This is a genomic window from Phaeobacter sp. CC-HEC084 (genome assembly GCF_059429255.1).
Window position 1 is genome coordinate 1,133,184 of record NZ_JCAIJQ010000009.1, and the last position, 14,858, is coordinate 1,148,041.

At 62.4% G+C, this 14,858-nt stretch carries 15 protein-coding genes; 10 read left to right on the forward strand and 5 right to left on the reverse strand.

Going from position 1 to position 14,858, the window contains the following annotated elements:
- The 3 genes from AC5SSZ_RS22575 (at position 1) to AC5SSZ_RS22585 (ending at position 4,982) form a co-directional block, all read left to right on the forward strand.
- Complete coding sequence (locus tag AC5SSZ_RS22575; RefSeq protein WP_495440204.1) at positions 1-1,182, forward strand: aminotransferase class I/II-fold pyridoxal phosphate-dependent enzyme; 1,182 nt, start codon at positions 1-3, stop codon at positions 1,180-1,182.
- Between the two features lie 115 nt (positions 1,183-1,297).
- Positions 1,298-4,312: a DNA translocase FtsK 4TM domain-containing protein gene (locus AC5SSZ_RS22580; RefSeq protein WP_495440206.1), complete on the forward strand. Its 3,015-nt coding sequence runs from the start codon at positions 1,298-1,300 to the stop codon at positions 4,310-4,312.
- A 79-nt stretch (positions 4,313-4,391) separates the two neighbouring features.
- Positions 4,392-4,982: a LolA family protein gene (locus AC5SSZ_RS22585; protein WP_274833083.1), complete on the forward strand. Its 591-nt coding sequence runs from the start codon at positions 4,392-4,394 to the stop codon at positions 4,980-4,982.
- Between the two features lie 325 nt (positions 4,983-5,307).
- On the opposite strand, the gene AC5SSZ_RS22590 is transcribed toward AC5SSZ_RS22585, so the two are convergent.
- A complete protein-coding gene (locus tag AC5SSZ_RS22590) occupies positions 5,308-5,895 on the reverse strand; it encodes a transglycosylase SLT domain-containing protein (protein ID WP_065271853.1) in 588 nt (195 codons plus the stop codon).
- A 56-nt stretch (positions 5,896-5,951) separates the two neighbouring features.
- Positions 5,952-6,839, reverse strand: coding sequence for an AEC family transporter (locus AC5SSZ_RS22595; RefSeq protein ID WP_495440208.1), 888 nt, complete (start codon positions 6,837-6,839; stop codon positions 5,952-5,954).
- A gap of 85 nt (positions 6,840-6,924) precedes the next feature.
- Between AC5SSZ_RS22595 and hspQ the strand changes: the two genes are divergently transcribed.
- Positions 6,925-7,251, forward strand: a complete 327-nt coding sequence (gene hspQ, locus AC5SSZ_RS22600) for a heat shock protein HspQ (RefSeq protein WP_065271851.1) — start codon at positions 6,925-6,927, stop codon at positions 7,249-7,251.
- 63 nt (positions 7,252-7,314) lie between these two features.
- On the opposite strand, the gene AC5SSZ_RS22605 is transcribed toward hspQ, so the two are convergent.
- The 3 genes from AC5SSZ_RS22605 to AC5SSZ_RS22615 form a co-directional block, all read right to left on the reverse strand.
- Positions 7,315-8,892 (reverse strand): gamma-glutamyltransferase family protein, encoded by a 1,578-nt coding sequence (locus AC5SSZ_RS22605; RefSeq protein WP_274833081.1) that lies wholly within the window; start codon positions 8,890-8,892, stop codon positions 7,315-7,317.
- Between the two features lie 443 nt (positions 8,893-9,335).
- Positions 9,336-9,773: an ATP-binding protein gene (locus tag AC5SSZ_RS22610; protein ID WP_065271850.1), complete on the reverse strand. Its 438-nt coding sequence runs from the start codon at positions 9,771-9,773 to the stop codon at positions 9,336-9,338.
- A 36-nt stretch (positions 9,774-9,809) separates the two neighbouring features.
- Positions 9,810-10,154: an STAS domain-containing protein gene (locus AC5SSZ_RS22615; RefSeq protein ID WP_495440212.1), complete on the reverse strand. Its 345-nt coding sequence runs from the start codon at positions 10,152-10,154 to the stop codon at positions 9,810-9,812.
- A 97-nt stretch (positions 10,155-10,251) separates the two neighbouring features.
- On the opposite strand from AC5SSZ_RS22615, the gene AC5SSZ_RS22620 reads away from it, so the two are divergent.
- The 6 genes from AC5SSZ_RS22620 to AC5SSZ_RS22645 all read left to right on the forward strand — a co-directional run bounded on the left by AC5SSZ_RS22620 (position 10,252) and on the right by AC5SSZ_RS22645 (position 14,843).
- Positions 10,252-11,424: a thiolase family protein gene (locus tag AC5SSZ_RS22620; protein ID WP_274833079.1), complete on the forward strand. Its 1,173-nt coding sequence runs from the start codon at positions 10,252-10,254 to the stop codon at positions 11,422-11,424.
- A 162-nt stretch (positions 11,425-11,586) separates the two neighbouring features.
- A complete protein-coding gene (locus AC5SSZ_RS22625) occupies positions 11,587-12,633 on the forward strand; it encodes an alpha/beta hydrolase (protein WP_274835254.1) in 1,047 nt (348 codons plus the stop codon).
- A gap of 73 nt (positions 12,634-12,706) precedes the next feature.
- Positions 12,707-13,159, forward strand: coding sequence for a GAF domain-containing protein (locus tag AC5SSZ_RS22630; RefSeq protein WP_065271847.1), 453 nt, complete (start codon positions 12,707-12,709; stop codon positions 13,157-13,159).
- A 99-nt stretch (positions 13,160-13,258) separates the two neighbouring features.
- Positions 13,259-13,828: a helix-turn-helix domain-containing protein gene (locus AC5SSZ_RS22635; protein ID WP_065271846.1), complete on the forward strand. Its 570-nt coding sequence runs from the start codon at positions 13,259-13,261 to the stop codon at positions 13,826-13,828.
- 17 nt (positions 13,829-13,845) lie between these two features.
- Positions 13,846-14,475 (forward strand): LysE family translocator, encoded by a 630-nt coding sequence (locus AC5SSZ_RS22640; protein WP_065271844.1) that lies wholly within the window; start codon positions 13,846-13,848, stop codon positions 14,473-14,475.
- Positions 14,472-14,843 (forward strand): GFA family protein, encoded by a 372-nt coding sequence (locus tag AC5SSZ_RS22645; RefSeq protein WP_495440215.1) that lies wholly within the window; start codon positions 14,472-14,474, stop codon positions 14,841-14,843. Before AC5SSZ_RS22640 ends, AC5SSZ_RS22645 begins: the two co-directional genes overlap by 4 nt.
- Positions 14,844-14,858 lie beyond the last annotated feature (15 nt).

The window sequence follows — 14,858 nt, forward strand, 5'->3', positions numbered from 1 at the left end:
ATGAACTTCCCAGAGCGGTTTTCGAACCTGCCGCCCTATGCGTTTCCGCGTCTGCGGGCGCTGCTTGACCACCATACGCCCGGCGGGGATGTGGTGCATATGACCATTGGTGAGCCGAAACACACTTTTCCTGCCTGGGTCACGGATGTGATCGCGGAGAATGCGGCCGGGTTTAACAATTACCCGCCAAACGAAGGCTCCGAGGAACTGCGCGGCGCAATGTCCGACTGGGTCGCGCGTCGCTATGGCGTGAAGATGGATGCGGACCGGCAGGTGATGGCGCTGAACGGCACCCGCGAGGGGCTTTACAATGCGGCGATGGCCCTGTGTCCGGAAACCAAGAATGGCGCCCGCCCTGCGGTGCTGATCCCGAATCCGTTTTATCAGGTTTACATGGTGGCGACGATTTCCGTCGGCGCCGAGCCGGTGTTCGTGCCTGCCACAGCCGAAACCGGCCATCTGCCCGATTACGCCAGCCTGCCGACCGAGGTGCTGGACCGCACAGCGGTGGCCTATATCTGCTCGCCCGCGAATCCGCAGGGCGCGGTGGCCTCGCGCGACTACTGGGCCGATCTGATCCGGCTGGCGGAAAAGCATGATTTTCGCATTTTCGCCGACGAATGCTATTCCGAAATCTACCGCGACGCTGCGCCGGTAGGCGCGCTGACCGTAGCGCAGGAACTGGGCGCCGATCCCGAGCGGGTGGTGCTGTTCAACTCCCTGTCGAAACGTTCGAACCTGCCCGGGTTGCGCGCCGGTCTGATCGCGGGCGGCCCCGAATGCATTGCCCGCATCAAGCAGCTGCGCGCCTATAGCGGCGCACCGATGCCCGGCCCGTTGCAGGCTGCGGCAGCGCGTGTCTGGGCCGATGAGGCGCACGTAGAGGAAAACCGTGCGCTCTATCAGGAGAAATACCAGATCGCCGATCAGGTGTTTGATGGTCTGGAAGGCTACATGTCCCCCGAAGCCGGGTTCTTCCTGTGGCTACCGGTCAAGGACGGCGGCGAGGCGGCAGCGCTGAAGCTGTGGCAGGAAACCGGCGTGCGGGTGCTGCCAGGCGCCTATCTGGCGCAGGGCGCGCCGGGGCAGAACCCGGGCGAAGGATATATCCGCGTGGCGCTGGTCGCCCCGGCGGAGGCAACACAGACGGCGCTGAGCACCCTGCGCAGTTGTCTGTATTGATACGACTGCCACGCGGCCCCGGCTGGGGGCGCGCGGCCAAAATCAATAGACCACCGGATGCCAGGATCCCGCGGCACAAGCGGGGCAGGCGCCGAAAAATGGAACCGAGGTAGGCATGGCATTTCAAACCCGCAGCCGCGATCCGTTGCTTGACAGCAACATGCAGGCAGCCATTGAAAAGCGCGGTAAGGAACTGATCGGGATCGCCCTTCTGGGGCTGGGCCTGATGGCCGCCGCGATGATCGGCTCTTATACGCCGGATGATCCCAACTGGATGGTCTCCACCGATGCGCCGGTTCAGAACTGGATGGGCCGGATGGGGGCTTCTGTGGCGGCGCCGCTGTTCATGGTTGTCGGTTGGGGCGGCGTGGCCCTCGCGGTGACGCTGCTGGCCTGGGGTGTTCGCTTCCTGCTGCATCAGGGCGCCGAGCGGGTCATAGGGCGGATCGTCTTTGCACCGGTTCTGATCGCCGTGGGCTCGGTCTATGCAGCGACGCTGGTGCCGGGCGCAGAATGGCGCGCCACTCATAGTTTTGGCCTTGGAGGTCTGTTTGGCGATACCGTGATGGGGGCGCTTCTGACGCTGGCGCCGATCAGTTCGCATTTCGCGGTCAAGCTGATGTCGCTGCTGATGGCCATTGGCATGCTGGCGCTTGGCACGTTTGTCTGCGGCTTTTCGCGTGCGGAACTGCAGCGGGCCGGACGGTTCCTGCTGGTCGGTCTTATCCTGGCCTATGGCACGCTTGCCAGCCTTCTGGGTCGTGGCGCCTCCAGCGGTGTCCAGGCGGCGCTGTCCTATCGTGAAAAACGCGCTGCCGCCGCAGAACAGGCAAGGGCCGCCGAGGATGATACGGCCTGGTTCGGACAGGAGGAGGAAGAGCCTCAGATGTTCGAAACCGATGTGACTGCGCCTCCGCCGATCGAGGTCGCAGCGCCTGCCGCACCGACAAGAACCGGATTGTTCTCTCGGGTGCCCAATCTGATCCGCCGCGCTGATCCCGATTTGGCTAATGCGCCGATGCCGCAGCCCGAGTTGGTCGAGAGCGCACCGCAGATCAGTGATGAGGATCTGCCGGGTGATGACCGGATTTCGCAGAAGATCGCAAATGCCGTGCGTGTGCGTCGCGCTGCTGGGCAGCCGCCGGAACCCGATCCGAACCTGCCCCTGACCAAGGGGCGCGGTCGCCGCCCTGAGCCGCTGGTCTTCAATCCCGATCCCGCGCCCCATGCGGGGCTGCCACCCGAACCACCACTGACCGCAGCGCATGCCCCTGCTGCTCCGGCAGAATTCAGTGCCGAGGTGCCTGTCGCCCCCGGGCTGTCGCAGGTTCCGCCCGCGCCGACCGTTGGGGCGCCTGCAGCAGACACCGGATATGGCGCCGATCTGGAGCCCGATCGGGTCCCAGCCGAGGAGTTGCCGACCTACGTGCCTGCTGAAACCGCTGAGCCCGCGATCACGGCTCGCGCAGAGCAACCCGCCGAGGGCCTGACCATCCCGGTGGCAGAGCCGCGCAAGGTGGTTGTGGAGCAGCCCCAGCGCCGCGCGCCGGAGCCATCGACCCGCGCCAAGGCGGAAGCCCAACCGCGGCTGGCCTTTGAAGAGAACGATTCCAGTGATTTCGACTTGCCGCCGCTGTCGCTGTTGGCCAATCCTGCCGCGGTCGAGCGTCATCATCTGAGCGATGAGGCGCTGGAAGAGAACGCGCGGATGCTGGAATCGGTGCTCGATGACTATGGCGTCAAGGGTGAGATCGTCTCGGTCCGTCCCGGCCCCGTCGTCACCATGTACGAACTGGAACCAGCGCCGGGCCTGAAGGCCAGCCGGGTGATCGGTCTGGCGGATGATATCGCCCGCTCCATGTCGGCCCTGTCGGCGCGTGTTTCGACCGTGCCGGGCCGCTCGGTGATCGGCATCGAACTGCCCAATGAAAAACGGGAAATGGTCAGCTTCCGCGAAATCCTGTCGAGCCGCGATTATGGCGATGGCACCCAGAACCTGCCGCTGGCGCTGGGCAAGGATATCGGTGGCGACGCCATGGTGGCGGACCTTTCGAAGATGCCGCACCTATTGATCGCGGGTACCACCGGATCCGGTAAATCGGTGGCGATCAACACCATGATCCTGTCACTGCTGTACAAGCTGACACCGGATGAATGCCGCCTGATCATGATCGACCCCAAGATGTTGGAACTCTCTGTCTATGATGGCATTCCGCATCTTCTGTCGCCCGTTGTGACCGATCCGAAAAAGGCGGTCGTCGCCCTGAAATGGGTCGTGGGCGAGATGGAAGACCGCTATCGCAAGATGTCCAAGATGGGAGTGCGCAATATCGCAGGCTACAATGGTCGCGTGAAAGAGGCGCTTGCCAAGGGTGAGATGTTCTCCCGCACGGTGCAGACCGGGTTTGACGATGACACCGGCGAGCCAGTGTTCGAGACCGAAGAGTTCGCACCCGAGGCACTGCCCTATATCGTTGTGATCGTCGACGAGATGGCCGACCTGATGATGGTGGCTGGCAAGGAAATCGAAGCCTGCATTCAGCGTCTGGCGCAGATGGCGAGGGCCTCGGGCATTCACCTGATCATGGCCACTCAGCGTCCCTCGGTCGATGTGATCACCGGTACCATCAAGGCGAACTTCCCCACCCGGATTTCCTTCCAGGTGACAGGTAAGATCGACAGCCGTACCATCCTTGGCGAAATGGGCGCCGAGCAGCTGCTGGGTATGGGTGACATGCTTTACATGGCGGGCGGGGCTAAGATCACCCGCTGCCATGGTCCGTTTGTTTCGGACGAGGAAGTCGAGGAAGTCGTCACCCATCTTAAACAGTTCGGCCCGCCCGCCTATGTGGGCACGGTTCTGGATGGCCCGGACGACGAGAAGGCCGATGACATCGACGCGGTGCTGGGCCTGTCCACCGGTGGCAATACCACGGGCGAGGATGCGCTGTATGATTCCGCCGTGCAGATCGTGATCAAGGACCGCAAGTGCTCTACCTCTTACATTCAGCGCAAACTGGCGATTGGCTATAACAAGGCCGCGCGTCTGGTTGAGCAGATGGAGGACGAAGGGCTGGTGTCTCCGGCGAACCATGTCGGCAAACGGGAAATCCTGGTCCCCGAACAGTAGATCGGCGGATGGGTGCGCAAGGCCTCCCGCAGTGGCGGGTGGCTCTTCCTTTTCCACAGTCAGGGCTTATCTAAGGGTCATGAAACAGATTGCACTTGTCGCGGCGCTGATCCTGTGTGCCCCTGCTGCCTGGGCGGCAGAGAAGCTGAGCCTGTCGGAACTGTCGGCTTACCTGAACGCCCTGACCACGGCCGAGGCCAGTTTTACCCAGATCAACGATGATGGCACGCTGTCCACTGGCAAGCTGTATATCCATCGGCCGGGCCGGATGCGGTTCGAATATGATGGCGAAAATGGCGCCACGGTGGTGGCCGGGGCCGGGTCGGTGGTGATCCACGATCCGAAATCGAACCAGCCGCCGGAGACTTATCCGCTTAAGCGTACGCCGCTGTCGATCATCCTGGCCAAAACTGTTGATCTGGGGCAAGCCGATATGGTTGTGGGCCATCAGTTCGACGGAACGACAACGATCCTTCAGGCGCAGGACCCGGAGAACCCCGAATACGGCGGGCTGGAGCTGATGTTCACCGATGACCCGGTCGAATTGCGCAAATGGGTTGTGCATGACAGCGCCGGGGGCCGCACGACGGTGGTTCTGGGCGCTCTGGAAACCGGGGGCAAGCTATCCTCCTTCCTCTTCACCACGGGCGCAGGCAGCGGATCCCGCTGACTACTGTAGAGTCTGACCTCGGCAGCCGGTAGGCCGTCGATCATACAGCTGAATGCTCCCGCCCCCGCAGGTGCCCGGGCTTTGCCCGAACCCCTTGGCGGTGTTGGGCCGGGCGCCACGCCAGGGCGTGGCGCGCTCGGTGATATCTGAACATTCCGTGGAACACTGGCGCCCGTGGCGCGGGTCGCACCGCCGTCAGGCGGTGCCGGGCCCAACGGGGGAGGACCCTTCACCGAAGGGTTCGAGACTGGCGGGAGTGCCCCCTAAGCGTTTCCCTGGGGCAGCCCGGACGGGAACCAATTCGTTGTGGCACGTGCCCGGAGGGTCAGCGGAACTTACGGCAGGTGGCCAGTTGCGCCTGATACATCAAGGAGCGAGATTCCACCTTGCTCGCCACCCGCATCAGCCAGGATTTCGCACGGTAGCTGCCGCGGGCATAGCCGCTGTGCCCTTCGTGATAGGCGAGATACTGATTGCGCGCATCATAAAGCGCGATGCCGTTCTTTTCGCGGCTCTTGTTCATGTACCAGCCCATGAAATCCGCGGCATCCTTGATCCGGTCGCGCTTGGCCCGACGGCGTCCTGTGTCGCGCCGGTAATCGTCCCAGGTGCCGTCCAGGGCTTGGCTGTAGCCATAGGCGCTGGACTGGCGGCCCATCGGGATGACGCCCAGAAGATAGTTGTGCGGCGTGCGGGCATCGCCGTCAAAACGGCTCTCGTGATAGATCGTGGCCATCTGCACGTGCACGGGAACACCCCAGCGCCGTTCGGTCGCGCGGAAGGCTTTCAGGTATTCAGGCCGCTGTTTGATAATGCTGCAGGCATTATCAAGATTGCGCGGCGGGGACTTGTACCCACCCCCACAGGAGGCAACCGCCAACAGGAGGATCAGGGCGACGATGATTCTGCTCATTGCCTCTGCCTTTTTTATTTTGGCGGCAGTCTAGCGAATTGCGCCTGTGGATGAAATCACATTTCCAGAAGCAGGGACAGCAGGAGAGGCAGAGCTGCAACGGACATCAGCGTGGAAACCACCACCATGCCGGCAACCGCCTGCGCATCGGCTTCGAATTTCTCGGCCAGCAGGTAAGAAGTCACCGCCACGGGCGTTGCCAGCTGCAGCACCAGAACGCCGAATGCCGTGTAATCGAGCCCGAATGCCAGCCCCAGCCCCCAGCCGATGGCCGCACTGAGCGTCACCTTGATCAGCGACATTAACACGGCAAGGCCGGTCTTGCCCGGTGTCAGCCGCGCCACCGCAACGCCAAGGGTGATCAGCATCAGTGGAATTGCCATTTGCCCGATCAGATCCAGCGCATTGGTCAGGAATTGCGGCGTCTGCCAGCCCTGCCACAGAAAGAGCGCGCCCAGAAGCGTGGCCCAGACCATCGGTTCACGCAGCGCCTTGCCGCCGCCGCCTTCACCGGCGACCAGATAGATGCCAAAGGTGAAGGACAGCACCGCAGAAACCGCGAGCATCGCCACCGCATAGCCAAGGCCCGCCTCGCCAAAGGCAAAGAGCGACAGCGGAATGCCAAGGTTGCCGGTATTGCCGAAAATGAAGGGCGCCAGATAGCTGCGCCGCTCCAGCTGCATCACGCGCACCAGTGCTGCGCCTGCCAATGCCAGCAGCGCATGCCCGGCAAGGGCAGCCAGCACGAACCAGCCGATCGCGGCCTTGTCCAGCTCGGTTTTCATCAGCGCCGTGAAGATCAGGCAGGGCACCGCCAGCGTCATGGCCAGACGGGTAACAAATTGAATCCGATACTCAAATCCAAGCCGCACCCAAGCGAACCCGACCCCGGCAAGCAGGAAGACGGGGGCCACGATTTCAAGCACTGTCAGAGCAAGGTTCACAGTCTGTTTCCTCGAAAATTTGCCTCAAGAGTTGGACATCTGCCGCGCATCCGCGTTAGTAACAAAAGACGGGGGCAGCAAGACCATGTTGAGAACGCGCGCAAAATATAACCTGGGCCAGGTCGTCCGCCACCGGAAGCATCCCTTCCGCGGGGTGGTGTTTGACGTCGATCCAGCCTTTGCAAATACCGAGGAATGGTACGAATCCATTCCCGAAGAAAGCAGGCCGGTGAAGGATCAACCCTTCTACCATCTGCTGGCCGAAAACGATCAGACCTATTACGTGGCCTATGTGTCCGAGCAGAATCTGGTTGCCGATTATTCCGGCGAACCGATCAGCCATCCGGATCTTTCGGAAATGTTCGGCAAATTCGACGGCGCGGCCTATTCCCTGCAATACCAGCTGAACTAATCGCCGGATCGCGTCCGGTGCCCCGCTGCGCTTTTGCTGCAGCGAAGCACCGGTGAGGCCTGATCAGTAGCCGAGCGCGCAGCCATCCTTGCGCGGGTCGCTGGCGCCTTCCAGCAAATCGCCATCGTGGATGCGGATGCCCTGCGAGCCGCCAATCGCCGTTTCGGGGACCTCCACCTTGTGGCCCATCTCGGTCAGCTCTTGGCGCACCTTGTCGGAATAGCCACGCTCGACCTTCATGACACCTGCGTCCGAGAAGCTGCGCGGTGCGTCCATGGCGGCCTGCGGCTCCATGCCGAAATCGGTAAGGTTGGAAACGAAACGCGCGTGGCCATTGGGCTGATAGGCACCGCCCATCACACCGAAAGGCATCGTCACGCGCCCGTTCTGGCGCAGCATGCCGGGGATGATCGTATGCATCGGCCGTTTGCCACCGCCCAATTCGTTGGCGTGGCCTTCTTCCAAGGTGAAACCGGCGCCCCGGTTCTGCAGCAGGATGCCGAATTTGTCCGAGGCGATGCCCGAGCCAAAGCCATGGAAGATCGAGTAGATCAGCGACACGGCCATGCGGTCCTTATCGACCACGGTGATATAGATCGTATCCTTGTGCACGGCCTCGCTCAGCGGGGCGGCGGCGGCCATGGCGCGTTTCGGATCGATCAGTGCGGCCAGTTTGGCCGCGGTTTCGGGCGCCAGCATGTGGTCCAGCCGGGTGGTGTGATCGGCATCGGCGATGAAGCGGTTGCGGGCATCATAGGCCAGCTTGGCGGCTTCGGCCTCGATATGGGCGCGTTCGGCGCCAAAGGGGTCCATGCCCGCGATGTCGAAATGTTTCAGGATATTCAGCATCAGGATGGCGGTCGCACCCTGACCGTTCGGCGGATGCTCGACCAGATCGGTGCCTTTGTAATCGCCGGAAACCGGCGTCACCGACATGCAGGCGGTAGCGGCGAAATCATCAACCGTGTGCACGCCGCCAAGCGCGTTGAGCGCGGCAACCATGTCTTCGGCGATTTCACCGGTGTAAAAGGCATCGCGACCGTCCTTGGCGATCCGGCGCAGAACTTCGGCCTGGCCCGGGGCGCGGAAGATCTGCCCAACGGTCGGGACCTTGCCCCCGATCAGATAGCTGTCGCGGGCCGCGCCCTGCAGGGTGTCCGCGTCATTGGCCCAGTCAAAGGCAACACGCGGCGCTACCGGAACGCCGGTTTCGGCATAGTGGATTGCGGGGGACAGGATCGCATCAAGGCCCAGTTTGCCTTCGGTCTGCGACAGGTGGCAAAAGGCGTCGATGGCGCCCGGCACGGTGACCGCATGCGGGCTGCGCAGCGGCACGGCGCTCAGCCCTTCGGCGCGCAGATCTGCGGCATTGGCGGCGGCAGGTGCCCGGCCGGACCCGTTCAGCGCGTGAATTTCATCGCTGCCCGGACGCGTATAAAGCACAAAGCAATCGCCACCGATCCCGGTCATCTGCGGCTCGCAAATACCGAGCAGAACCGCCCCGGCGATGGCCGCATCCATGGCGTTGCCGCCGCGTTTCAGAATGTCGATGGCAGCGCCGGCCGCAAGGGGGTGCGATGTGGCGCAGATACCGTTCTGTGCAAAGACCGCAGAGCGTCCGGGTTGTTGAAAATCGCGCATATGCCTCTCCCTCTTGAATAGCAGCGAAACACTAGTGGCTTCGCCGCCGAAGGCAATGCGAAAGGCATCCATGCTTGTCGCGTGTTCGGCGCAACAAAAGACGGCCATTTCCGGTAGCGGTGCAAAACCGTGGCCGAGATTTCCATGCATACAGTGGAAGGGGAGAGGATGTTCCCCGGCGCAACATGCACGATGGGGGCAGTGGAACGTAGCGCCAGGGACAGCTATCAAAAGCTTCTGATGTAACAGAAAGCACATTTTTCAGGCGATTTAGGGGTAAATGTGTGGCGCAATTGCGGCGAAGTCCGGAGCCACCCCTTCGGCGCACTGGGCGTGCTATTGGCAGGACGCTTTAGAAAATACGGATTTGGAGCAATAAAAGCTCTGCGGCTGGTACATCGACAGGTCGGTACCAGATCAAAACAGGGGGCCGGAAAATGGGATCAGGCCCGGGTCACCTGAATTTCGAAACACAAGGACAGCTGGTTGTTGCCGGCGCTGCGTTCATAGTGGATGTCGCTTGTCAGCTCCCGGATCAGAAACCAGCCAAAGCCGCCTTCAGGGAGATCTTCCGGCGCCACATCCAGATTTGCAGGCTTGCCTTCGGGCAGTTCGCCTTCGGGGAAGGGGGCTCCGGCATCGGTGATATTGATCCACAGACGCTCCGGTTCCAGGGAACAGCGGATCCGCACGTCTCCCGGGGTTTTGCCCGCATAAGCGTGCTCGACCACATTGTTCACGGCTTCGGCCAGCGCGATCTGGACTTCATCGACCCGCAACTCGGGGATGCCCAGTCCGCGCAGCCGTTTCACAACCTGCGTAATGCCGGACCGGGCATCAAGCTCTGTTGCCGTGAACGAGCAGGCAAAGGTTTCAACCATTCGTTTCTCGCTTTGCGCGGAGGATCATATACGGAATCACGTGCCGACTTTGGGTTCAGACATCGCTTCGGTCAGCGAGCCATATAGATCGAAAATCGTGTCCATCCGGGTGAGGCGGAAAACCTTTTCCACCATCGGGGTCGGGCCAGCCAGATCAAGGCGGCGACCGCTGCCAAGCTGTTTCATGGCTGCGACTATGGCGCCAAGACCGCTGGAATCGATGAACTGGACCTCGGACAGGTCCAGAATCACGCGGTCGGGTCCGCTTTCGGTGGCAGAGCGCATGTCTTCCTTGAACCGAATCGCGATGGCCGCGTCGATGCGCTCCGCATTCACTGTGACGATCTGCGCACCGTCCGTTACCGTACTGGATATGCTCATGTTTGTTCCCCGAGGGTCTCTCTGTACTTCACACTGACTCTAGACCTCAAACCTTAGCATTCTGTATGGATAATTTCGACGATTGGAGGAAAATTTCATGAAACACGTTGTAATTGCCGGAGCGGCGCGCACCCCCATGGGTGGGTTCCAGGGCGTTTTCGATGGCGTGACTGCTGCCGAACTGGGTGGCGCCGCGATCAAGGCAGCGCTCGCCGGGGCCGGAACCGACACCGTCGATGAGGTTCTGATGGGCTGCGTTCTGCCCGCGGGGCAGGGGCAGGCGCCCGCGCGGCAAGCTGGTTTTGCAGGCGGTCTGGGCGAAGAGGTCCCGGCCACGACGCTCAACAAGATGTGCGGATCGGGCATGAAGGCGGCGATGATTGCCTTTGATCAGATCGCTCTTGGCCACACCGACACGATGATCGCGGGCGGTATGGAGAGCATGAGCAATGCGCCCTATCTGCTGCCCAAGATGCGCGGGGGTGCGCGGATCGGTCACGGGCAGGTCATTGACCACATGTTCCTCGACGGTCTGGAGGATGCCTATGACAAGGGTCGTCTGATGGGCACCTTCGCCGAGGATTGCGCCGAGAAGTTCCAGTTCACCCGCGAAGCGCAGGATCAATACGCGCTGGCCTCGTTGTCGAACGCACTGGACGCCGAGCGCACCGGTGCTTTTGCGGATGAGATCACCTCGGTCACGCTGCACACCCGCAGCGGAGAGCAGGTCATCACCACCGATGAGCAACCCCAGTCGGCCCGCCCGGAAAAGATTCCGAACCTGAAACCGGCCTTCCGCAAGGATGGCACTGTGACCGCAGCGAATGCCTCGTCGATTTCGGACGGGGCGGCGGCGCTTGTGCTGGCCTCGGAAGAGGCGGCAGAAGCCAAGGGTCTGACGGTGCGGGCGCGGATCATGGGCCACGCCAGCCACGCGCAGGCACCAGGATGGTTCACCACCGCACCGGTTCCGGCGGCCCAGAAACTGCTGAAACAGATCGGCTGGTCGGTCGAGGATGTGGATCTGTGGGAAGTGAACGAGGCTTTTGCGGTCGTGCCCATGGCCTTCATGCACGAGATGGGCATTTCCCGCGACAAGGTGAATGTGAACGGCGGCGCCTGCGCGCTGGGTCACCCGATCGGTGCCTCCGGTGCGCGGATCATGGTGACGCTGCTGAACGCGCTGGAGAAACGCGGGCTGAAACGCGGTGTTGCGGCGATCTGCATCGGTGGCGGCGAAGGCACCGCCATCGCTATCGAACGGGTCTAATCCCGGATCAGTGAGTGAAGGGCAGAGGGGGCGACCTCTTTGCCCTTTTATGTGCCTGCAGCGTGCCGTGGCTTGCGCGGTTGCCCTCTCCTCCGCAGAGTAGCCCTGTCTCCGCCGTGAATTTTGGCGGGGTGCAGGTGATTTCAGTGCGGGGAATTTCCAATGAAGAAAGTAAAGTTGATCTGGGCCTTGCTGCGGGTGCTGCTGCCCGAGAGCGCGGTGCGCCTGCTTTATGGTGGGGCCTTGCCCGTGGTCGATGGACGGCGGGCCGATCCCAAGGCGCAGGCGGTTGCGGATCTGGTTGGTCTGGTGCGCGATCCCGCAGTCCAGCCGACGGTCAAGGAAAGCCGAGTGCAACTCGCCGGTTTCGTGGAAAAATTCGATGCCCCATGCCGGGAGCCGGTTACGCGCAACGACATGACCCTGCCGGGCGGCGATGGTCCCCGGCCTGCGCGTGTCTATGTCCCTGCCGAATGCGATGAGGCGCACAGCCTTCCGACGCTGATCTATCTGCATGGTGGCGGCTGGATACAGGGCAGTATCGACACCCATGATGCGCTGTGTGCGAAACTGGCGGCGCGGGCCGGAGTGCGGGTTGTTTCAGTCAGCTACCGTTTGGCACCGGAACACCCCTTTCCGGCGGCGGCGCATGATGTGCTGGCCTCCTATCTGGCCTTGCTAGAGCGGGCGGAGGATCTTGGCATCGATCCGGCGCGCATTGCTGTCGGGGGCGACAGCGCGGGGGCGAATCTGACGGCCAGCCTGATGCACAGCCTGTCGGAAGCGGGCAAACCTCTGCCCCGGGCGCAGCTCTTGATCTATCCGGCTGTGGATGCGCGGCTTACCTCGGCCTCGGTGCAGGCCTTGCAGGATCACCCGCTGCTGTCGCTGCCGCGGATGCAGTGGTATATGGATCAATATATTCCCCAAGGTCAGGACCGTCTGGCGCCCGAGATATCGCCGCTGATGTCGACCCATCTGGCCGGGCAGCCGCAGGGATTTGTGCTGGTGGCGGGGCATGATCCCCTGTGGGACGATGGCCTGTCCTATGCGGCAGCGCTGGAGCAGGCAGGCGTGCCCGTCACGGTGAAGCAGTATCCGGGGCAGATCCACGGCTTCCTGAATCTGACCAAGGTGATCCCGCAGGCGGATGAAGCCATATCCGATGCGGCAGAGTGGTTGCGGGGCGCGCTGGACACCGCCGCGTGAAGGGGGCCTTGCGTCGCCTGCGCCTGCGCGGGATACAGCAGCACCAGAACAGACTGACCCGGGAGCCGACCAGATGAGCCTCGATTACACCACTTTGGCAAAGACCATCGCCGCCCTGACCGAGGGCGAAACCGATGAGGTCGCCCTGATGGCCACCGTCGCCTGCGAGGTGCATCACAGCGATGACCGGTTTGACTGGACCGGGTTTTATCGCGTGGTGGCGCCCGAGCTGCTGAAAATCGGCCCCTACCAGGGCGGACACGGCTGTCTGCAGATCCCGTTCTCGCGCGGCGTTTGCGGCGCGGCGGCGCGCAGCGGAGAAGTGCAGCTGGTGCCGGATGTCGAGGCCTTCCCCGGCCATATCGCCTGTGCCTCCTCCACCAGGTCTGAACTGGTGCTGCCTGTCTGGAACAAGGCGGGCGAGGTGATCGGAGTCTTTGACATCGACAGCGACCAGCCCGATGCCTTCACCCAGGAAGATGCGGATCAGCTGGGAACCATCCTCAAACAGGTCTTTGCCGCCTGACAGGCTTTCTGCGGCTTTCGTGAAAAAATGCTTTGAAATTTCACGCAATGTGAGGCAGCGTGAAAAAGAGGTTTATTTTTTCACGAAGCGGAACCGGCATTGAGTGATCTATCCCCGCAGACAGCGACCCTTGGCGCGGATATTCGCGCCCTGCGCAAGGCGCGCGGGCTAACGCTGTCCGATATCGCGGCGCGGCTGAACCGGTCGGTGGGCTGGCTCAGCCAGGTTGAGCGGGACCTGTCCGAACCGTCGATTTCCGATCTGCGCCAGATCGCGCAATGTCTGGGCGTGCCCATGTCCATGCTGTTTGCCCATTCCAACGTGCCCGCGGACGAACAGGGCTATGTGGTGCGTGCAGGTGCCCGCCGCCCCATGGGATCGGGCGAAGAAGGTCTGATCGAGGAGCTGCTGTCGCCGGACCTGACCGATGATTTTGAGATGGTGCATTCCACCTTTGCGCCGCAATCCCGCATGCAGACCCCGGCCAACCGCCCCACTCAAGAGGTTGGTTACATGATTTCGGGGCAGCTGGATCTGGTGATCGGCGGGCATGCCTTTACCGTCGGTCCCGGCGACAGTTTCCGCATCCGCCACGAACCCTATCAATGGGCCAACCCATATGACGCGCCCGCCGTGGCGGTCTGGGTCATTGCCCCGCCCGTTTATTAAAGCATGAGATATGACTGATGAGTTTTGAAGCCTGGACCCTGTTTGCCCTGTTCTGGGTGGTCTTTGTCACCACGCCCGGTCCCAATGCAGTGAATTGCATTTCGAACGGGATGACGCTGGGCCTGCCCAAGGCGATGCTGGGGGTGCTGGCGATCCTGACGCAGGCCAGCGCCTTTCTGATCCTGTCGGCACTGGGGGTGACGGCGCTAATCGCGGCCTCGCCCACCGGGTTCTTCGTGGCCAAGGTAATCGGGGCGGGCTTCCTTATCTTTCTTGGCGTGCGTGGTTGGATCAACGCAACGCGCCCTACGCCCGCAGTGGAACGCCCTGCACGCCATGTTTACCTGCACGCGCTGGCGGTCGCCACGATCAACCCCAAAAGCGTTGCCGGATACCTTGCCGCCTTTTCCCAGTTCGTGCAGCCCGGTGTGCCGATCTGGGAGCAGATGTCGGTGATCATGCCCACGGCACTGGTGCTGACGACGCTCAGCTATACGGGGTTCACCCTATTGGGTGTGTTGATGGGCAAGGCGGCGCTGAAGGCGGTGTTCAACGTCTGGATCCGCCGCCTGCTGGCGGTCTGCTTCATCGTCTATGGCGTGCTACTGGGGGCCAGCAGCACACCGCAGTTGGAGGGCGTGCAATGATCCGGGGATCCTGCCTTTGCGGTGATATCCGCTTTGAAACCGCCGCCGCGCCGCAAGGACCGTCGATGTGCCATTGCAGCCAGTGCCGCAAGCAATCGGGCGGTGTCTGGACCTCGGCCTATGTGCCGGAAACCGAGTTGATCCTTCACGGCCCGGTCAGCTGGTACGCGGCCAGCGCGGGCGCCGAACGGGGCTTTTGCGCGCGCTGTGGCTCCTTTCTGTTCTGGAAGGCCCACGACGAGGACACGATCAGCTTTGCCCTTGGCGCGGTCGAGGACCCCAGCGGGCTGAAGATCGAAAAGCACATCTTTTGCGCCAGCAAGGGCGATTACTACGAGATCGCCGGCGGGCTGCCGCAGAAACCATAACACCCGCAGCAACAG